Genomic DNA, 19167 nt, shown 5'->3' with positions numbered 1-19167 from the left:
TCAGCCTCCCGCGTTCTGCAGAACGCTGCACGCACCGCATGCCGCGCAGCCTGCCTTCTGTTCGGATCCGAGCATCGCCGCGGCCTGAAGTTCCTTGGCGACGCGTCGGGTGACGTTTTCGAGAACGTCTCGGCTCGGTGCCGTCGCTCGGTCGATGTCCACTGCCAACGTTCCGGCGAGCGGCCGGAACGGAACCACGAAGGGGTAGACCCCCATCTCGATCAGTTCTGCTGCGCCTGCTACCAATTCGTCGGGATCCTCACCGAGTCCCACCAGGATGTACGTCGAGACCTGGTTTCGTCCGAAGACACGAACCGCTTCTTTCCACGCCGCGCGGTACTCGTCCATCGAGACCGAGGCCTTGCCCGGCATCCACCGGCGTCGAACGTCGTCGTCGAGAGATTCGACGTGGATGCCGATGGAATCGGCTCCGGCGTCGTACAGATCTTGGATCGTCTGCAGATCGCCGGGAGGTTCGCACTGCACCTGGATCGGCAACTGCGGAACCACCGCCTTGATGGCGCGCACGCATCGGGCCAGGTGGCGAGCACCGCGGTCCTTTGCGGCCGAGGTGCCGGTCGTCATGACCATCTGTGTGACGCCGTCGAGTCGCACCGCCGCCTCGGCCACCTCGGCCAACTGCACCGGGGTCTTGACCGCGATGGTGTCCCCGGCCTCGAGCGAGGCCTCGATGGAGCAGAAGCGACACCGCTGGTCGGCGTCGTAGCGGATGCACGTCTGCACCACGGTCGTAGCGAGGACGCCGGAGCCGTGCAGCTTGGCGATCTTCTCGTAGGCGACGCCGTCGGCTGTGGCGAGGTCGTAGAACTTCGGGCGATCGACGGCCTGAACATCGAGTCCGATGTCGTTGCCGTCGAACAACACTCGCCCCTCTTCGAGAACGTACGGGCTGAGCGGATTGCGGGGGATGGCTGCGCCGAGGCCATCGATGCGGACATGTCCATCGTCACTCGGGCCTGCACCGGCAGTTCTGGACACCGGCGTTGCTCCTCGAATTCCGAGCAACGCCAGATCCACGCGTGTAGAGATGGACATCGAGATCCCCTAGACCATGTAGGTCGAATTGATGATGGCACCCTTGCGCGCGTAGTGGATCAACGCGTCCTGCACGTCCAGGGGATGGGCCGGGATGACGCCCTCGATGAGGTCCTCTTCGCGGCCACCGTGCAGTGCGAGCCCGAAGCGGCAGCAGAACACGGTGCCGCCCTCGGCGATGAATGTCGCGAGCGAATCGTTGATGTTCTGCTCGCCCGGGAAGCCGGAGTCACCGGTCGTCGGAAAGCCCCGAGTGGCAAGGCAATTGATAGCGCCGGGGCCGTAGAAGTACATGGCGGACTCGAAGCCCTTGCGCAGAGCGCGCGTTGCCTGGAGCACAGCGACGAAGGAGACCGACGATTCGTGTGCGATGCCGTGCACCAGCGTGAAGTAGCTCTCGCCGTTCTCGGCCTTGTAGTCGGGGAAGATCTTGGTGGAGCCGTAGATGTTGCTGCCCTTGGGGAGTGAAGGGTGCGGGATCTCTTCGAGCGACTTCTTGATGTTCTCGGCGATGGCCTGGTCGATGTCTGACACGGGTGTCTCCTGAAGTTCGCAGAGCTGGCTGGATGAGGTGGACGCCTGTGGCCACCGTGGGAAGAAAGGTCATGTCCGGCGAGAGAGCAGATCCTCTGCGGGCATGGAACAAGTACAAGCCCCATCCATTTCCGATTGGTCACACCCGGAACAACGCCGTGTTTCGAGGGCCTCACAGTGTTGACGTGGCGTTACGCGGATAGTGTGGAGGTCGAACCACCCATCCACTCCGAACTTGACGAGGAACTCGATGATCGGCGCCGTCACCGGCTTGTTGTACGCGTTGTCCCTGGTCGTAGGCATCTGGGTGCTCGTGAAGCTCGCCATGAACCGACCGGTCCTGCTCAAGGACAAGTCCGATCGAGCCCTGTTCTGGACCATCGCTGCCACCGAGGCCGTCGTCGCGCTGCAGGCCGTCATCGGATTCGTCATGATGTTCACCTCGGATCGAGACATACACCGACTCACGTTCGGGTCCTACCTCGTCGGACTGCTGTTTCTGCTTCCGCTCGGGACGTGGTGGTCCCTGGGCGACCGCTCCCGCGGCGGCACCGCGGTACTGCTCGTTGCCGTCCTCACCCTCGCGGCCATGGTGCTGCGCCTGAGCCAGATCTGGGCCGGATATGCCTGACAACCTCCAGCAAGCAACGCGCACCGGATTCGGGCGCTTCCTCATTGCCGTCTACGCCGTGTTCGCCGTCGCGGCGACAGCACGCTCGATCGTGCAGCTCACCACTCGATTCGACGACGCCCCGATCGCGTATCTGCTGTCGGCTTTCGCGGCGGTCGTCTACATCGTGGCCACTGTGGGACTGGCCCGAGCAACCGAGGCATCCCGACGCGTGGTGACGGTGTCCTGCATCATCGAACTCGTCGGAGTCATCGGCATCGGCACCCTCAGCTACATCCAGCCCCAGGACTTCCCGGAGCCGACGGTGTGGTCGCACTTCGGATCCGGGTACGTCTTCATCCCGGTGGTGCTCCCCATCGCGGGACTGTGGTGGTTGCGAAAGACTCGTCAGCGGTAGGGGTCTTCCGCAATTTTTGCTCCACTCGGACGGGTCGCACGCGGGGAATCTCTCGATCGAGGCCTCGAGTGGAGCATCCCATGCAGTCTCCAGCCCCGCACCGAGACATCGATGCGGGGCTGGAAAAGGTTGTCGTGCAGCTACTTCAGCAGAGACGTGTCAGCTCAACGCCGCCAGGTTCGCAACGGATTTCTTGACATCGGTGTCCAGCGCCCGCGCCACCACCGATCCCACCGGACCGAACAGCACGCCCCCACCGAACTTCGCGTCGAGTGTCAGCTCCGAACCACCCTCGGCCTCACGCACATGGACCGTCAGCGAGATCCGCACCCCGCCCTTGCCGCGGCCGGACATCTCGATCAACTTCGGCTCTTCGTACTCCGTGAAGGTCCAGTTGATCGTGTTCTTGAAGCCCTTGACCTTGACCAGCGACTCCACCTCGGTGCCCTTGCCGACCTTCTTCGGCGGTGGGCTGCACCATCCACCGTGAATGGTCATCCACTCGTCGAACCGATCGAGCGCGGAAGCCTTGTCCCACGCGCCCTGCGGATTTTCGGGCATCTGTACCGAGACACTGATCGTCGCCATGTATTCGAGCCTGTCACAACTCCCCCGCATCTTCAGACGGCGGCCGTTAACCTATGACGATGGCCACGCTCGAGATCGAGGGTCGGAAGGTCTCCGTCACCAACCTCGACAAAGTGCTGTTCCCCGAAACCGGCACCACCAAGGGCAACATCATCGAGTACTACGTCGCCATCGCACCCGCCATGCTGCCGCACCTCGTCGGCCGAGCCGTGACCCGTAAGCGCTGGCCCAACGGCGTCGACCAGTCGTCGTTCTTCGAGAAGAACCTCGCTGCGTCTGCCCCCGACTGGCTCGATCGACGTTCGATGCAGCATTCCGACCGCGTCGTCACCTACCCACTGTTCTCCGCCGCAGCCGATCTCGCGTGGCTCGGCCAGCAGGCGGCCATCGAAGCGCATGTGCCACAGTGGCGATTCGACGGCAACGATCCCGGCCCCGCCACCCGCATGGTCTTCGACCTCGATCCCGGTGACGACGTGGATCTCGCCCGGTGCGCCGAAGTCGCCTGCGAGATACGGGATCTGATCGGCGATATCGGGATGACTGCGTATCCGGTCACCAGCGGCAGCAAGGGAATTCACCTGTACGTCCCGCTGGAGAAACCGCTGTCGACTGCGGGGGCCTCCACCGTCGCCAAGCGTGTGGCCACCTTGTTGGAAGAGCGCTCGCCGGATCGGGTGACGGCAACGATGGCAAAGGCGAAGCGAACCGGTCGAGTGTTCGTCGACTGGAGCCAGAACAACGGCAAGAAGACGACGGTCGCCCCGTACTCGCTACGCGGGCGAACCCTACCCACCGTCGCAGCACCACGCACGTGGGACGAGCTGGAAGCGACGGGCCTGCAACAGCTTCGGTTCGAGGAGGTGCTCGAGCGATTCCGTGACCTGGGCGATCTACTGGCAGAACTGGACCCCACCATGGACTCGGCACCCGAAAGAAGCGCTACCACAGACAAACTCGTCAAGTACCGCAGCATGCGCAGCGCCGACAAGACTCCCGAGCCGATACCGACCACCACCGAGCCACAGGGCAACAACGACACCTTCGTCATCCAAGAGCATCATGCCCGACGACTGCACTACGACTTCCGACTCGAACACGGCGGCGTCCTGGTGTCGTGGGCCGTCCCGAAGAACATCCCGGTCGACCCGAAGCAGAATCGACTGGCGGTACACACCGAGGACCACCCGCTCGAATACGCGACATTCTCCGGACGAATACCCAAGGGCGAGTACGGCGGCGGCGACGTCACGATCTGGGACAGCGGAACCTACGAACTCGAGAAGTGGCGAGACGACGAAGTCATCGTCGTCCTGCACGGACAGAAGGCGCGCGGGCGGTTCGCACTGATCCGCACCAAGGGCAGCCAGTGGTTGATGCACCTGATGAAAGACGCACCCGACAAGCCCGAGCCCAAGAACATCTCACCGATGCTCGCCACCGCAGGCGACATCCGCGATCTTCCGAACGACGAGTGGTCGTTCGAAGGCAAGTGGGACGGGTTCCGCATCGTCGCCGAACTCACGCACGGTTCGATGACGCTACGCACGCGAAGCGGCAACGACTACACCGAGAAATTCGGCGCACTCCAATCGTTCGCCGACGACCTTGCCGAGCACGACGCCGTCGTCGACGGGGAAGTCGTCGTGTTCGACGACAGCGGTGTCAGCAGCTTCGAGAAACTGCAGAACGCCACCCGTGACGAGATCCGATTCATCGCGTTCGATCTGCTTCACCTCGACGGCACGTCACTGCTGCGCAAGAAGTACTCGGATCGACGACGGTTGCTCGAACTTCTCACCACCGGACTCGACTCCGTGCTGGTGCCACCACGACTGACGGGGACCGCTGCGGATGCCATCGCCGAAAGCAGAGAGCGGGGCTGGGAAGGTGTCGTCGCCAAACGCACCGACTCCGTCTACCAACCCGGCAAGCGCGCCCACACCTGGATCAAGTTCAAGAACTGGCGAACCCAGGAGATCGTCATCGGTGGGTGGCGTCGGGGACAGGGTCGCCGTTCCGGCGGGTTCGGCTCGTTACTGATGGGCATTCCCGACGGGGAGCGACTGCGCTACGTGGGACGCGTCGGAACCGGGTTCGACGATCGTGCGCTCGATACGCTCGGTGCCCTCCTGGCCCCACTCGAGGCGTCGGACAGTCCCTTCTCCTCGGTGTTGCCCCCGGCCGATCGGAACGGAGCGGTGTGGGTCGAGCCTGTCCTCGTCGGCGAGGTTCGGTTCTACGAGGCCACGGAATCCGGCCATCTGCGGCATCCGAGCTGGCGCGGTCTGCGCCCGGACAAGGAACCGAAGGCGGTGCGTCAGGAATGACGAGAATGCTCCCGGTCGATTACTTGATTTCTACCGAAGAAACGAGCATAGGTAACGTTCGGTTGCCATAAAATGAGCGGATGCGTACCGTGGCGCACATCGTTTCCGGGGGAGCGTAACAAGTCACGAGTCGTCAGCTATAACGGTTTGCGGGCCGGCTCTATGGGGGCTTGCCAGATCACCGCAGCGCTCGTCGCTTCGGTTCAGGCACGGAGGGGTTTACCACATGCGGGTTCTCAAGTTGGCAGGCGCTGTCAGCATGACGGCGGTTGCTGTCGTGTGTTCGTCACTCGTCGGCGCAGGTCAGGCAGTTGCAGCGCCGTTGTATCCGACGCCTATCGCCGACGGCTTCTACTCTCCGCCTGTGGATCTCGATGCGCTCGCACCGGGCGACGTGATCTCGAGCCGCCCGATGCCCCCGCCCCCAGGATTCTTCGGCGTCGACGTGTGGCAGCTGAATTTCCGCTCCACAAATTCGGCCGGCGATCCCATCGCCGCAATAAATACCGTGTTGGTTCCGCAAAACAAAGCACCCAACGGGCCGGTGCTTTCCTACCAACACATCATCAATGCTCTCGGTCTCGAATGTGCACCTTCACAAGCGCTGTGGACGAACGACCCCAATCTCCAGATTCGTGAAGCACCCGCACTGAATGCAGTACTGCAGCGCGGCTGGACCGTCGTCATCGCCGATCACCTCGGACCCAACAGCGCCTACGGCGCCGCCAAGCTCGGCGGACAAATCGTGCTGGACAGCATTCGCGCCACTCAGCGCTTCGATCCCATCCAGGTTCAGCAGAGCCCGGTCGCGTTGGCCGGCTACTCCGGTGGTGGAATGGCCACCGCATGGGCAGCTGCGCTTCAGAACGACTACGCACCCGAGCTGAACATCGTCGGCAGCGCGAACGGTGGTGCTCCGATGAACCTCGAGCGCATGGCCCGCGATCTCGGTTTCGCCCCGCACCCCATGTTCGGTCTGGCGTTCGCTGCCGCGCTCGGAATCGAGCGCGAGTACCCCACCCGCATCCCGATCAGCTCTCAACTCAACCCGCTCGGCAAGCAGATCGAGAGCCAGATCCAGAACGGGTGCACCAACGACATCATCGCGGCAGGCGCAGGCAAGAGCGCCATGGAGGTCGCTGGCACGCTGGATCTGATCAGCAGCCCGGAAGCGATCGCCGCCGTCAACGACAACAGCGTCGAACTGTACCCCGGCGTACCGAAGGCACCGTATTTCGAGTGGCACAGCCCCTCCGATGCGTTGATCCCGGTCAGCGCCATCGACAACACGATTGCCCGGTACTGCCGCGCCGGAGTACTGGTGACCGAGGTGAAGGTGCCCAGCAACGATCACCTGACTGCTGCAGTGCTCGGTCTTCCGCAGGCACTCGAATGGATCGACCAGCGATTCGCAGGTGTACCCGCGACGTCCACCTGCTGATCGGGACGTCCGACCCCGGCACGTGATCGACGCTTCGATGGGTCGGTTAGGCTAACCTCGCTAAGTTCCGTTGCGAGGAGACCCCATGAAGAAGTCTGTCCAGCTCGTCGTCACCGGTGCCTCGGTTCTGGCGCTGGCCGTCGGCTGCTCGTCCACCGACGAGCCCGAACCCACCGGTAACTCCGGGAGCGCCGACGGATTCCCGGTCACCGTCGATCACCGGTTCGGTGAGACGGTCATCGACACCGAGCCCACCCGCGTCGTGACGATCGGGTTCAACGAGCAGGACTTCGCCCTCGCACTGGGCGTCAAGCCCGTCGCGACCCGCGGCAACCTCAGCTACGACTACCGGCAGCGCCCATGGGCCCAGGAAGCGTTGGGCGGTACCGAGATTCCCGAGGTCGGCAGCACCGATCTCAACCTCGAGCAGATCGCCGCGCAGGCACCCGACCTGATCCTCGGCCCGTACTCCTTCATCGACCAGGGCCAGTACGACCAGCTCTCCGGGATGGCCCCGACGATCGCCGACATCGGCGGCTACGAGAACGTGCCCGCCGCGACGTGGCAGCAGGAGTTCGCCGTCGTCGGCGAAGCACTCGGCAAGCAGCAGGAAGCACAGGACCAGACGTCTACGCTCGAGCAGAAGTTCGCCGACACCGAGGCCGAGAATCCTCAGTTCACCGGCAAGTCACTGTCTCTCGCGTTCGTCATGGACGACGGCAGCTACCTGCTGCTCGGCAGGGACGACATCCGCGCCCTGTTCTTCACCGACCTCGGCTTCGAGATTCCCGACGCCTCCGAGACCATCAGTCCCGAAAATCTCGACCGACTCGACACCGACGTCCTCGTCATCGCCGGCCAGAGCCGCGAGCAACTGCAGGCCAACCCGATCATCGCCGCACTCGACGTCGTCGAGCAGGATCGAACCGTCTACATCGGCTCGTTCAGCACCGATCTGCCCTCGGCCCTGGGATATTCGAGTCCGCTCTCCCTGGACTACGCCATCGACGGATTCACCCCGATGCTCGCAGCGGCGACCGACGACGACCCGTCCACGGTGGTCCCGGACGCTTAGCCGGTTTGTGCGAACTGCGTCCGATGCAGCTCCTCGTAACGGCCTCCCGCTGCGAGGAGCTCGTCGTGCGTGCCCCGCTCGGCGACTCGCCCGTCCTCGATCACCAGGATCACATCGGCTGCCCTGATGGTCGAGAGCCGGTGCGCGATGACCACCGACGTCTTTCCTTCCAAGGCCTCGGCCAACGCAGCCTGCACGGCGGCCTCGGACGTCGAATCCAGTGAAGCCGTTGCCTCGTCGAGAATGACGACTCGTGGCTGCGCGATCAGCAACCGGGCGATCGTCAGGCGCTGACGCTCACCACCGGAGAGTCGGTACCCTCGCTCGCCGACAACGGTGTCCAGGCCGCCGGGCAGCGATCGCACGAGGTCGGCCAGCCGCGCCCTCGACAGCGCATCCCACAGTTCGACGTCGGTTGCCTCGGGCCGAGGCAACAACAGATTCGACCGGATGCTCTCGTGGAACAGGTGACCGTCCTGGGTCACCATTCCCACTGTGCCGCGGACGGATTCGGCCGTCAGGTCTCGCACGTCGACTCCTCCGAGTCGAACCGCACCGCCGTCGACGTCGTACAGCCGTGCGATCAACTGTGCGATCGTGGACTTGCCCGCACCGGACGTACCGACCAGCGCGACCATCTGGCCGGGTTCGGCTCGGAACGAGACGCCGTGCAGCACTTCCTCTCCCCCTCGCGAATCCAGAGTCGCGACCTCCTCGAGTGAGGCGAGCGAGACCTTGTCCGCAGACGGGTACGCGAACCGAACGTCGTCGAGCTCGACGGCCACCGGCCCCGGCGGCAGAGTCCGTGCGTCCGGCTTGTCTGCGATGAGTGGAACCAGATCGAGAACCTCGAAGACCCGCTCGAAGCTGACCAGTGCGCTCATGATCTCCACCCGAGCACTTGCCAGCGCAGTCAGCGGGGAATACAGGCGAGCCAGCAGAAGAGACAGCGCAACAACCGAACCCGGGTCGAGCGTCCCCCGCAGGGCGTAGAAGCCGCCCAGTCCGTACACCACGGCCAGGGCCAGTGCCGAGACGAGAGTCAGCGCCGTCACGAACACCGTCTGCACCATGGCGCTGCGTACTCCGATGTCTCGGACGCGCTTGGCTCGCACCGCGAACTCGACCGATTCCTGTTCGGGATGACCGAACAGTTTCACCAGCGTTGCTCCCGGTGCCGAGAATCGTTCGGTCATCTGCGTACTCATCGCCGAATTGTGCGCTGCCGCTTCACGTTGCAACCGCGCGAGGCGTCGACCCATCCGGCGAGCGGGAAGCACGAACACCGGAAGCATAATCAATGCCAGAAGCGTGATCTGCCAGGAGATCCCGATCATCACCACCAGGGTCAGCGCCAGCGTCACCAGGTTGCTGACGACCCCGGACAGCGTGGTGCTGAATGCGCGTTGCGCTCCGATGACGTCGTTGTTGAGTCGACTCACCAGCGCACCGGTGCGGGTTCGGGTGAAGAACGCGATCGGCATGCGCTGCACGTGATCGAACACCGCGGTCCGCAGATCCAGGATCAAGCTCTCCCCGATGTTCGACGAGAGCCACCGATTGATCAGACCGACCACGGCGTCCACCAGAGCGATGGCCGCGATCGCCACGGCGAGCCACACCACCACGCGCAGCTCGCGCCCGTCGACGATGGCGTTGACCACCCGGCCGGCCAACACCGGCGTGGCCACGGCAAGAACGGCCAGGGCCACGCTGAGCACCAGGAACCCACCGAGGGCACGGCGATGCGGCGCAGCGAACGTCAGGATCCTGCGGGCCGTCACCTTAGAGAACGACGACTGAGTGTCCGGCCTGTTCATCGTGCGATACATCTGGTTCCAGGCGGTCATCTCCATGCTCATGTCATCAACCTCATGTCACCAACGTAGAACCTCGACATAGGTCGAGGTCAAGTGCGGATCCCCTTACCGACCTCGACTGCACCGAACTCACGCCGCCACGGTTGCGGCCGTCGGCTCCAGGGCGAGCGCGATGATGTCGGCGACTTCGGTCATCGGGCGAACATCCAACGCCTCCAACACCTCTGCGGGCACATCGTCCAGATCCGGTTCGTTGCGCGCCGGTATGAACACCGTCGTCAGGCCCGCACGCTGCGCAGCCAGCAACTTCTGCTTCACCCCACCGATCGGCAGCACCCGACCGTTCAGCGTGACCTCACCGGTCATGCCGACATCCGAGCGCACCGGCCGTCCGGTGGCCATCGACACCAGGGCCGTCACCATCGTCACACCCGCCGACGGACCGTCCTTCGGCACCGCGCCCGCCGGAACGTGCACGTGGATGCTGCGGTCGAGAGATTCCTGCGTGACGCCGAATCGTGCTGCGTGCGAGCGCACGTAGGACAGTGCGATCTGCGCGGACTCCTTCATCACGTCGCCGAGTTGACCGGTGAGCTTGAGACCCGGATCGCCTTCGGTCGACGCAGCCTCGATGAACAGCACATCGCCGCCGAGTCCGGTGACCGCCAGACCCGTTGCCACACCCGGCACTTCGGTGCGCTCGTGCGCCTCGAGAGTGAAGCGCGGACGACCGAGGTAGGTCACCAGGTCCGGCTCGTCGATGGACAGAACCTCGGTGGTGCCCACCAACTTCGTCGCGACCTTGCGCAGCGCCTTGGCCAGCAGGCGTTCGAGCTGGCGCACTCCCGGCTCGCGGGTGTACTCGGCCGCGATCGTGCGCAGCGCGGCGTCGGTGACCGTCACCTCCTCGGATGTGATTGCCGCCCTGTCCATCTGACGAGGGAGCAGGTAGTTGCGGGCGATGACGACCTTGTCGTCCTCGGTGTAGCCGTCGATGGTCACCAGTTCCATCCGGTCGAGCAACGGGCCGGGAATCTGGTCGATCACGTTGGCGGTGGCGAGGAACACCACGTCGGACAGGTCGAGATCCAGATCGAGGTAGTGATCACGGAACGTGTGATTCTGCGCCGGGTCCAGCACCTCGAGCAGAGCGGCGCTGGGGTCGCCGCGATAGTCCGAGCCGACCTTGTCGATCTCGTCCAGCAGGACAACGGGATTCATCGATCCCGCCTCACCGATGGCCCGCACGATCCGGCCCGGCAACGCACCGACGTACGTACGACGGTGCCCGCGGATCTCGGCCCCGTCGCGGACACCACCGAGGGCGACGCGCACGAACTTCCGACCGAGCGCACGGGCCACCGACTCACCGAGCGAGGTCTTGCCGACTCCGGGCGGGCCCGCGAGCACCATGACGGCACCGGACCCACGCCCACCGACCGACTGCAGACCACGTTCGGAGCGACGCGCCCGAACGGCCAGGTACTCGACGATCCGATCCTTCACGTCGTCGAGTCCGTGGTGGTCGGCGTCGAGAACCGCACGCGCAGAATCGATGTCGTTGTTATCGGTGGTCGTGTTGTTCCACGGCAGGTCGAGCACGGTGTCGAGCCACGTGCGGATCCAACCCGACTCGGGGCTCTGGTCGCTGGCCCGCTCCAGTTTGCCGACCTCACGCAGCGCCTGCTCGCGCACCTTCTCGGGCAGGTCCGCAGCCTCGACACGGCCGCGGTAGTCGTCGGCACCGTCGGGCTCGTCCTCACCGAGTTCCTTGCGGATGGCCGCCAACTGCTGCCGGAGCAGGAATTCTTTCTGGGTCTTCTCCATGCCCTCGCGGACATCGCCGGAGATCTTGTCGTTGACCTCGACCTCGGCGAGATGGGCCCTGGTCCACTCGATGAGGGAGGTCAGACGCGTTGCCACGTCCGGTGTTTCGAGAAGGTCCCGCTTCTGCACGTCGGTGAGATACGACGCGTAGCCGGCGGTATCGGCGATCGCGCCCGGGTCGGTGAGCTTGTTGACCGAGTCGATCACCTGCCATGCGTCGCGACGTTGCAACATCGCCACGACGAGCTGCTTGTATTCGGCAGCAAGGGCTTTGAGGTCATCGCCTGCGGCCTCGTCCGGTACGGGTTCGGCTTCCACCCAGAGGGCAGCGCCGGGTCCGCTGACGCCGTGGCCTATGTGGGCGCGGCGGCCGGCCTTGATGACCGCGGCCGGACGGCCGTCGGCCAGGCGTCCCATCTGCACGATCGTGGCGAGGACGCCGTACGCGGCATAGCGGTCTTCGAGACGCGGCGCGACGAGCAACGTGTCATCGTTGCTCGCCTTCGCCGCGTCGACGGCGGCGCGCGCAGCCTCGTCGAGCTCGACGGGCACCACCATTCCGGGCAGGACGATCGGGTCGGTCAGAAAAAGCACGGGGACACGAACGGTTTCGGTCACTTCTCCTCCAAAAGATTGAGCTATTGGGGCTCAACTTCGAAAGCAGTAGTGATGTTCCCTTCGGTGTCCACTGTTCTCCGTGGGCAGAACGCCGACCGTCCAGACCTGCTACTTCAGCGCGCTGACCAGCTTCTCGGCGAGAGGACGCGTCGACGCCGGGTTCTGACCCGTGTACAGGTTGCGGTCGACGACGACGTTCGGTGCCCACGCATCGGCGGAATCGAACTTCGCGCCGTTCTCGCGCAGCCGGGTCTCGAGCAGCCACGGGGCCTTCTCGGCGAGACCGGCCTGGGTCTCCTCCTCATCGGTGAATCCGGTGAGCTCGTAGCCGTCGAACGCCCAGGTTCCGTCACTGCGGACGGCAGGAAGAAGAGCGGCCGGTGCGTGGCACACCGCGGACACCACCTTGTTCGAGTCGAGGAAGTCGACAACCAGTGCACCGAAGCTCTCGGAGACGGCGAGGTCTTCCATCGGTCCGTGACCGCCGGGAACGAAGACGACGTCGAAGTCCGACGCCTTCTGCTCCTCGAGCTTTGCAGGCGAGGACAGGATCGACTCGATAGAGGCGAGGTAGCTCTTCTGATCCGCCACCTTCTCTTCGTCGCCGCCGTTGGCGTCGACCGCGAGGCTGCCCTGGTCGACGACCGGAGCCTTGCCGCCCGGCGTGGCGACCGTGATGTCCCAGCCTGCGTCGACGAACGTGCGATGGGACTCGACGAGCTCCTCGGCCCAGTATCCGGTGGGGTGCTTGCTTCCGTCGTTCAAGGTCCAGTGATCGGCAGCGGTTACCGCAAACAGCAATGTAGTCATGCCCCGGGGAATGCCACGAAGACCCACGATCGAAACACCCGGTCGATCACTGCTCGCCCATCGAACCGATCACCACGACGGCGTCGAACATCTCGGACTTGCGGATACTGGCTGCGAATCCGGCCTCGACCACGGTCTGCAGCGTCGAATGCATCAGTGCTGCACTGGTTTCGACGAGGAGATGCCCGCCGGGGGCCAGCCAGAGCGGCGCGTCGACGGCAACGCGGCGATGAATCCCGGCACCGTCCGTACCGCCGTCGAGCGCGATGTGCGGCTCGTGGATGCGCGCCTCACGTGGCATCAGCCCGATGTCGCCGGTCGGGACGTAGGGAGCGTTGACGACGATCGCGTCGAATCTGCCGTGCAGTTCCGGCGGCAGTGCGTCGTACAGGTCACCGCGGTGCACGTGACCGACCGGCACCGCGCCCCCGCCTGCATCGAGGTTGCGCCTGGCACACGCGACCGCCGCGGCGTCGATATCGGCGGCGTGCAATTCGGTGAGACCCTCGACCGACAGACCTATCGCCCCGGAACCGCAGCACAGGTCCAGCAACACCGAAGGACGCAGCGCTGCAGCACATTCGACGAGAAACTCGGTGCGGCGTCGCGGAACGAACACGCCCGGTTCGACGGCGATGCGTCGACCACAGAACCACACCCACCCGACAACGTGCTCGAGCGGTTCGCCGGCGACGCGGCGTGTGAGCATCTCTTGTAGCTGGGTCGGAGTGGACGCGGACTCGGCGAGGATCTCGGCTTCCTCCTCGGCGAATACACACCCGGCAGCACGCAGCGAGGTCACCACCGCGTCGTACTCGAGTTCGGCCATGGACGGCCTCCTGAAATGCCGTGCGCCCAGCTGCTTCGTAGAAACACTGTAGCCCGGTATGTCGCAGGAGAGGAGAGTCCGATAAACGTGGAATCCACGGCCCATCGGATCTGCTCGGCCCTGGCAGGCACGCACGACGATGAAGTTTCGAGGCAGAACCGGCAGGTCGGCGCTGACGCGTCCGAGTCACTGGGTCTGAGGCTCGGGGCATTCAACCCAGCGATCGACCGGTCTGCTCCAGTGCTGCCTGGATGACTGCCAGCGATTTCGGACCGACACCGTGCAGTGTCTCTAGCTCGGCCGCGGGCACCCCGGCGAGATCGTCCAGGCACCGGTATCCGGCCGCGCGGAGTGCCCGAGACGCGGGATTTCCGGTGCCCTTCGGAAACTCCGCATGTTCGTCGGCTTCTGCTCTGCTCACGGGCAAAGTCTAAAACAGACCGGTAGCCTGGCGGCGTGCCCGAAACCAAGCAGAGACGCGTTGTCATCACCGGTGCGAACACCGGTATCGGCTACTACACCGCCTTGGAGTTGGCGAAGCGAGGCGACCACGTGACGCTCGCGTGCCGCAACAAGGACAAGGCCGATGCCGCCGCTGCCAAAATTTCGGCGGAGGCACCCAACGGAACCGTCGACACCGCCACCCTGAATCTCGCCGACCTGGCCTCGGTTCGTGAGTACGCCGCGTCGGCACCGGAGTCGATCGACGTGCTGATCAACAACGCCGGCGTCATGATGCCCGCGTTGCGAACCGAGACGGCGGACGGGTTCGAGCTCCAGCTCGGTACCAATCACCTCGGCCACTTCGCCCTGACCGGCCTGCTGTTTCCCAAGCTCGCTGCGGACGCGAAGATCACCACCATCGCTTCCGTCGCGCACCGGCAGGGCCCCAAGCTCGATTTCGACAATCTCCAGCTCGAACGCGGGTACAACCCCCAGCGTGGGTACGCGAACTCCAAGCTCGCGAACATCCTGTTCGCGCTCGAACTCCAGCGCCGGATCGACAAGGCCGGACTGAAGGTCACCAGCAACGCCGCCCACCCCGGAATCTCGGCCACCGAGCTGTACTCGAGCCCAGACGGTCTGGGCAGCAACAAGATACTGTCCACTCTGGCTCCGATCGGACTGAAGTTCTTTTCGCAATCCGCCAGTGCCGGAGCACGTCCCACGCTCTACGCGATCGACGTTGCGGGTGGCGGCACGTACAGCGGCCCCAAGTCCTTGTTCGAGACGCGCGGTAAGCCGGGCCCGGCGAGCATGACCAAGACCGCACAGGACCCCGCACTTGCTGCGAAGCTGTGGGACGCCAGCGAGAAGTTGACCGGAGTCGGCTACCCGTTCTGACGGGGAATCGTCACAGGGCGGGCGCGGGCAATGCCAGTCCGCGCTCGCTCATGACGGTGCGCAATCGGTCGGGGTAATCGGTGATCAGGCCGTCGACGCCTAGATCCATCAGCGCGCGCATGGTGTCGGGATCGTCGACGGTCCACGGGATCACTCGTATTCCGCGCTCGTGCGCGGAGTCCACCATGTCCTGGGTGACGTAGAGCTCGAAGTCGGGGTCGCCGACCTTCCCGCTCTGCGGGGTCCCCTGCACGGGCGAGTACGCCGACGCTCCGAACGAATCGATCGCGGCAATCGCATCTCCTCCGAAATCGTCGACGTCGATTCCGCCCAGCCACGGCGACGCACCGTCCTGGCCCACCTGCAGGAAGTCACCGTTGGTCAGTGCCACCACCGGCACCTCGGGTTCGGCGTCGCGGACCAGTTTCAGTGCGCCCCAGTCGAAGCTCTGCACGGTGACCCGGTCCAGCATGTCTGCGTCGCGGATGGTCGCCAGAACCGTGTCGACGAACTGCTCGCGCGGAGCAGTTTCGGTTGGGCTTCCCGCCTCGACCTTGGTTTCGACGTTCAGCTTCACATCCGGCGCTTCGGCCGACTTCACAAGATCCAACACCTCGGTGAGGGTCGGCATTCGAGCGCCGGGCACGCGTCGTTGCTCCGGGTAGTCCGTGAGAGGTAGGGCTCCGCAGTCGAGGGTGCGAATCTGCGCGAGTGTCAGTGTGTTCACGAACTTCCCGACGTACGGAAACTCGGGGTCCCCCGGTGTGAGCGCACCGGCATCGACGCACTTGCTGTCCGAGACCTTGCGGTCGTGGGTGACGATCGCTATGCCGTCCTCGGTGATCTGAGTATCCAATTCGAGGGTGCTCACCCCGAGTTGCAGTGCGTTGGTGAACGATTCGATGGTGCTCTCGGTGACCAAGCCGAGTCCGCCGCGGTGCGCCTGCAGATCGAACGAGCCTAGTGGGGTCGGGTCCGCTGCCGGGTCCGTTCCGCACCCCGTCAACACCGCGAGGTGAACGCACACCAGAGGCAGGAATCGACCGAATCGCATGCTCGACGAGACTACGGAGGGTCGGTGTCCACCCGGGTCCCTCGCAGTGAACTCCCGGTACCCTGCGGGTAGACGGAGATCGGTATTCGCAGCGTCGCAACATCTTTCGAAGTGCGACGGCCGAACACCACGTCGGCGATCAAGCCCTCACAGAGCGAGACCAGGCCGCCTCCATGAGCCGGCTCGTCGAACAGCTCCCGCGCCCTGTCGAGCGAGAAGAACGATCCAGCCAGCACATCCCGAACATCCTGCGCAACAGCAGGATCGAGCATCAAAGCGTAGCGGGCCCGAAGCTCGATCATTCGATGAGTGAGCGCATCGTGGAGATAGCGCGCCACGACCGTGGCGACATCGCTCTCGTCGTCGGCTGTTTCCATGAACGACGCGTGCGAACGCTCGACGAGGCGGGCCGCCACTGCAGCCAACAGATCGGACTTGGTGCGAAAGTAGTAGGACGTCGACCCTGCCGGGTAGTCCAGCGCCGAATCGATCGCCCGATGCGTCAGTGCGCGCAGGCCGTCGCGGGCGATGACTTCGAGCGCCGCATCTGCGATGGCGGTTCGGCGATCCATGATCGTGACCCTACACACCCACTCTATAAAAGTAGAGGATCGCGGCGTACGGTTCGGTCATGAGGGCGAGCGCACCGCGAGACACGTTCGAAGCCGACTTCACCCTCGACGACGCCCAAGCCGCAGCCGCCGACGCGCTCTCGACCCCCGGTGCCGTCGGCGTCTACCTGTGGGGTCCGGTCGGCCGCGGCAAGACCTGGCTGCTCGACGCCTACTTCGCCGGGGCCGAGACCGCAGCGAAGAAGCGCGTCCACTTCCACAGCTTCTTTCGCGACCTGCACGCTGCGTACTTCCGTCACGGGTTCTCGATCGACGCTGCCATCGACGACGTCCTCTCGACGGACGACACCGGACTGCAGGCCGAACTGCTGTGCTTCGACGAGTTCCACGTCCACGACATCGGCGACGCCCGGCTCATCACGCGCTTGCTCGACGCCCTCTTCGCCCGCGGGGTCGCTCTGGTCGTCACCTCCAACTACGCCCCCGACGACCTGCTGCCCAATCCGCTGTACCACCCGACCTTCGTTCCGACGATCGAGAAGCTGAAGAGGAATCTCGAGGTGATCTGTGTCGACGGTCCCGTCGATTACCGCGCAGCCGGCACCAGTGAGTCGCGATTCGCGTCGGGAAGTTGGATCCTCGAGGCTGGCATCGGCGGGCGCACGTTTGCCGATCTGTGCTGCGCCGCTCGCTCGACGGGCGATTACCTTCGGCTGTTCGAGGAAACAACCAGCTTGACCGTCACCGAGGTGCCCCCACTGTCGACTGTCGACGAGTTCGCCGCTCAGCGGTTCGCGAATCTCGTGGACGTCGCCTACGACCGTGATGTGCGGGTCGACTTCCACGCCCTCGTCCCGCTGGATGAATTCGCCGTCGGATGTTCGGGTCTCGACACCGACCGATTGGTCAGCAGGCTCAGTGAGTTGGGCCCTACATCGACTCGAGCACCGTTCGATTTCCGCCGTTCGCCTTCGCCCGGTACATGAGGGAGTCCGCCGCGCGTGTGACGTCGTTGACCACGTCGACCCCTGATGTCCACGCGTCGGAATCGGGAGCGATCACGATTGCGCCTGCGCTCACTGTCACCGGTATCGGATCCGAGCAGTCCGTCAGAGTGCCACTCACCTCGAGTACCAGTTCACACAGTTGTTCTGACTCGCCGACGAGGACGGCCACGAACTCCTCGCCCCCGGTTCTCGCCACCACGCCCGACTTCCCGAGGTGACCGTGGAGACGGTCGGCAACGAGGACGATGACGGCATCACCCTGATCGTGTCCGTAGCGATCGTTGACGCTCTTGAACCGATCGATGTCGACCAGAACGAGAACGAATGCCAACCGCTCGCCGCGAGCGACCGACCACAGATCCTCGATGGCGTTCTGCAGTCCGCGCCTGTTCTTCATCCGTGTCAGCGGATCGATCTCGGATTGCCGTGCATCCTCGCACACCAACGACCAGGCGATCTGGGCGAAGATCGGGACACCCGACGTCGCACCTCCGGCGACGAGGACTGCGGCGATCGCATCCCACGGACCCCACAATCCCTGTATGTACGCGGCCGCCCCGATGTAGACGATCACCAGATTGGCGAACACGAGGTGCGCTACGAGCAGCCTCGGTCCGAGAAAGAAGGTGCACATCGACCCTGTCAGCGCGAAGAGGAACGTGCCGATCAGCGCCGACGTGGGTACATCGAGAAGAATCACCGACGCCAGACCGACATCGCCGAATACCAGGAAAGTCACCACCTGCCACTTGCGGTCCGGCAGCGGCCCGAACAGCAGATACACGATGGCGGCGCACTGCAGAACCAGGATGAAGATCACGTAGGCAACCGGACCCGATCCGGTCGGCCCGTTCGGTGAGGCCAGCATCAGCATCGACACGGCGGCGTACAGAGCCACACAGCTCGCGAACACGACTCGGATCAATCGGTGCAGCGGACGAGTCGACTTGTGCACGAAAATCCAGTCGAAATCGTGCGGAGCAGCGAACCAATGGCGGATGACCTGAGCTGCACTGGGTTGCGGTCCGAGCGGTGGAACGGTGATGCTCGAGATCGATCTCGGCGACGAGATGATGGTCGATCGTTTGCGGTGGCGGCTACGTGTCTCGCCGTGTATCCGCCCCGAACGTGGTCGTAGGGACGCATTCGTTCGCTCGCCGTGGCGCGATGCGGGCAATCGAGAGTCTTCGTGCATGTGGCTCCCTTGTGAAACGAACTGCCCAGGTGCGAAAGC

At 64.4% G+C, this 19167-nt stretch carries 18 protein-coding genes; 7 read left to right on the top strand and 11 right to left on the bottom strand.

From position 1 onward, the window contains the following. Complete coding sequence (locus tag QM590_RS16190; RefSeq protein ID WP_269595691.1) at nucleotides 1–1056, bottom strand: MSMEG_0568 family radical SAM protein; 1056 nt, start codon at nucleotides 1054–1056, stop codon at nucleotides 1–3. A 9-nt stretch (nucleotides 1057–1065) separates the two neighbouring features. Beyond that, nucleotides 1066–1590, bottom strand: coding sequence for an MSMEG_0572/Sll0783 family nitrogen starvation response protein (locus QM590_RS16185; RefSeq protein WP_068048684.1), 525 nt, complete (start codon nucleotides 1588–1590; stop codon nucleotides 1066–1068). Nucleotides 1591–1840: 250 nt separating this feature from the next. Here QM590_RS16185 and QM590_RS16180 point away from each other — a divergent pair, with 250 nt between their 5' ends. Together QM590_RS16180 and QM590_RS16175 are read left to right on the top strand one after the other, a co-directional pair. After that, nucleotides 1841–2221: a hypothetical protein gene (locus tag QM590_RS16180; RefSeq protein WP_269595690.1), complete on the top strand. Its 381-nt coding sequence runs from the start codon at nucleotides 1841–1843 to the stop codon at nucleotides 2219–2221. Further along, nucleotides 2214–2618, top strand: coding sequence for a hypothetical protein (locus QM590_RS16175; RefSeq protein ID WP_094640560.1), 405 nt, complete (start codon nucleotides 2214–2216; stop codon nucleotides 2616–2618). The genes QM590_RS16180 and QM590_RS16175 overlap by 8 nt, the downstream gene beginning before the upstream one ends. Before the next feature lie 159 nt (nucleotides 2619–2777). Here QM590_RS16175 and QM590_RS16170 read toward each other — a convergent pair whose 3' ends face one another. Then, a complete protein-coding gene (locus QM590_RS16170) occupies nucleotides 2778–3206 on the bottom strand; it encodes a type II toxin-antitoxin system Rv0910 family toxin (RefSeq protein WP_179272040.1) in 429 nt (142 codons plus the stop codon). A 59-nt stretch (nucleotides 3207–3265) separates the two neighbouring features. On the opposite strand from QM590_RS16170, the gene QM590_RS16165 reads away from it, so the two are divergent. From QM590_RS16165 to QM590_RS16155, 3 genes are all read left to right on the top strand, one after another. Next, complete coding sequence (locus QM590_RS16165; protein ID WP_269595689.1) at nucleotides 3266–5536, top strand: ATP-dependent DNA ligase; 2271 nt, start codon at nucleotides 3266–3268, stop codon at nucleotides 5534–5536. 226 nt (nucleotides 5537–5762) lie between these two features. Then, complete coding sequence (locus QM590_RS16160) at nucleotides 5763–6977, top strand: lipase family protein (protein ID WP_269595688.1); 1215 nt, start codon at nucleotides 5763–5765, stop codon at nucleotides 6975–6977. A gap of 85 nt (nucleotides 6978–7062) precedes the next feature. Further along, the gene (locus tag QM590_RS16155; protein WP_269595687.1) at nucleotides 7063–8052 is read left to right on the top strand and encodes an ABC transporter substrate-binding protein; all 990 of its coding nucleotides are present in this window, start codon (nucleotides 7063–7065) and stop codon (nucleotides 8050–8052) included. Here the strand turns inward: QM590_RS16155 and QM590_RS16150 are convergent. The 5 genes from QM590_RS16150 to QM590_RS16130 form a co-directional block, all read right to left on the bottom strand. Then, nucleotides 8049–9914, bottom strand: coding sequence for an ABC transporter ATP-binding protein (locus tag QM590_RS16150; RefSeq protein WP_269595686.1), 1866 nt, complete (start codon nucleotides 9912–9914; stop codon nucleotides 8049–8051). The two genes, QM590_RS16155 and QM590_RS16150, sit on opposite strands and share 4 nt — an antisense overlap. 87 nt (nucleotides 9915–10001) lie before the next feature. Then, nucleotides 10002–12317, bottom strand: coding sequence for an endopeptidase La (gene lon / locus QM590_RS16145; RefSeq protein WP_269595685.1), 2316 nt, complete (start codon nucleotides 12315–12317; stop codon nucleotides 10002–10004). A 108-nt stretch (nucleotides 12318–12425) separates the two neighbouring features. Next, nucleotides 12426–13127 (bottom strand): type 1 glutamine amidotransferase domain-containing protein, encoded by a 702-nt coding sequence (locus QM590_RS16140; RefSeq protein WP_094669513.1) that lies wholly within the window; start codon nucleotides 13125–13127, stop codon nucleotides 12426–12428. A 46-nt stretch (nucleotides 13128–13173) separates the two neighbouring features. Continuing rightward, nucleotides 13174–13956, bottom strand: a complete 783-nt coding sequence (locus QM590_RS16135; RefSeq protein ID WP_269595684.1) for a putative protein N(5)-glutamine methyltransferase — start codon at nucleotides 13954–13956, stop codon at nucleotides 13174–13176. Between the two features lie 211 nt (nucleotides 13957–14167). Then, nucleotides 14168–14377 (bottom strand): helix-hairpin-helix domain-containing protein, encoded by a 210-nt coding sequence (locus tag QM590_RS16130; protein ID WP_269595683.1) that lies wholly within the window; start codon nucleotides 14375–14377, stop codon nucleotides 14168–14170. Between the two features lie 35 nt (nucleotides 14378–14412). Here QM590_RS16130 and QM590_RS16125 point away from each other — a divergent pair, with 35 nt between their 5' ends. Next, nucleotides 14413–15300, top strand: coding sequence for an oxidoreductase (locus QM590_RS16125; RefSeq protein ID WP_269595682.1), 888 nt, complete (start codon nucleotides 14413–14415; stop codon nucleotides 15298–15300). A gap of 10 nt (nucleotides 15301–15310) precedes the next feature. Here the strand turns inward: QM590_RS16125 and QM590_RS16120 are convergent, their stop codons facing one another. Both QM590_RS16120 and QM590_RS16115 read right to left on the bottom strand, forming a co-directional pair. After that, the gene (locus QM590_RS16120; RefSeq protein ID WP_269595681.1) at nucleotides 15311–16354 is read right to left on the bottom strand and encodes a glycerophosphodiester phosphodiesterase family protein; all 1044 of its coding nucleotides are present in this window, start codon (nucleotides 16352–16354) and stop codon (nucleotides 15311–15313) included. An 11-nt stretch (nucleotides 16355–16365) separates the two neighbouring features. Continuing rightward, the gene (locus QM590_RS16115) at nucleotides 16366–16926 is read right to left on the bottom strand and encodes a TetR/AcrR family transcriptional regulator (RefSeq protein WP_269595680.1); all 561 of its coding nucleotides are present in this window, start codon (nucleotides 16924–16926) and stop codon (nucleotides 16366–16368) included. Between the two features lie 59 nt (nucleotides 16927–16985). On the opposite strand from QM590_RS16115, the gene zapE reads away from it, so the two are divergent. Then, complete coding sequence (zapE, locus tag QM590_RS16110) at nucleotides 16986–17912, top strand: cell division protein ZapE (RefSeq protein ID WP_269595679.1); 927 nt, start codon at nucleotides 16986–16988, stop codon at nucleotides 17910–17912. Here the strand turns inward: zapE and QM590_RS16105 are convergent. Next, nucleotides 17857–18888, bottom strand: coding sequence for a GGDEF domain-containing protein (locus QM590_RS16105; RefSeq protein ID WP_269595678.1), 1032 nt, complete (start codon nucleotides 18886–18888; stop codon nucleotides 17857–17859). The genes zapE and QM590_RS16105 overlap by 56 nt on opposite strands. Between the last annotated feature and the right edge of the window lie 279 nt (nucleotides 18889–19167).

The sequence above is a fragment of the Rhodococcus sp. IEGM 1372 genome (genome assembly GCF_030056835.1).
Taxonomy (GTDB): Bacteria; Actinomycetota; Actinomycetes; order Mycobacteriales; family Mycobacteriaceae; genus Rhodococcoides.
Note: the sequence above shows the minus strand (reverse complement) of the source record. Positions and strands in the feature narration are given on the sequence as shown.

Bases quoted from the DNA above. Each gene is read 5' to 3' on its own strand.
- QM590_RS16140 (WP_094669513.1), bottom strand. From the start codon at position 13,127: ATGACTACATTGCTGTTTGCGGTAACCGCTGCCGATCACTGGACCTTG.
- zapE (WP_269595679.1), top strand. From the start codon at position 16,986: ATGAGGGCGAGCGCACCGCGAGACACGTTCGAAGCCGACTTCACCCTC.
- QM590_RS16135 (WP_269595684.1), bottom strand. From the start codon at position 13,956: ATGGCCGAACTCGAGTACGACGCGGTGGTGACCTCGCTGCGTGCTGCC.
- QM590_RS16170 (WP_179272040.1), bottom strand. From the start codon at position 3,206: ATGGCGACGATCAGTGTCTCGGTACAGATGCCCGAAAATCCGCAGGGC.
- QM590_RS16120 (WP_269595681.1), bottom strand. From the start codon at position 16,354: ATGCGATTCGGTCGATTCCTGCCTCTGGTGTGCGTTCACCTCGCGGTG.
- QM590_RS16190 (WP_269595691.1), bottom strand. From the start codon at position 1,056: ATGTCCATCTCTACACGCGTGGATCTGGCGTTGCTCGGAATTCGAGGA.
- QM590_RS16165 (WP_269595689.1), top strand. From the start codon at position 3,266: ATGGCCACGCTCGAGATCGAGGGTCGGAAGGTCTCCGTCACCAACCTC.
- QM590_RS16180 (WP_269595690.1), top strand. From the start codon at position 1,841: ATGATCGGCGCCGTCACCGGCTTGTTGTACGCGTTGTCCCTGGTCGTA.
- QM590_RS16115 (WP_269595680.1), bottom strand. From the start codon at position 16,926: ATGGATCGCCGAACCGCCATCGCAGATGCGGCGCTCGAAGTCATCGCC.
- QM590_RS16160 (WP_269595688.1), top strand. From the start codon at position 5,763: ATGCGGGTTCTCAAGTTGGCAGGCGCTGTCAGCATGACGGCGGTTGCT.
- QM590_RS16155 (WP_269595687.1), top strand. From the start codon at position 7,063: ATGAAGAAGTCTGTCCAGCTCGTCGTCACCGGTGCCTCGGTTCTGGCG.
- QM590_RS16175 (WP_094640560.1), top strand. From the start codon at position 2,214: ATGCCTGACAACCTCCAGCAAGCAACGCGCACCGGATTCGGGCGCTTC.
- QM590_RS16150 (WP_269595686.1), bottom strand. From the start codon at position 9,914: ATGAGCATGGAGATGACCGCCTGGAACCAGATGTATCGCACGATGAAC.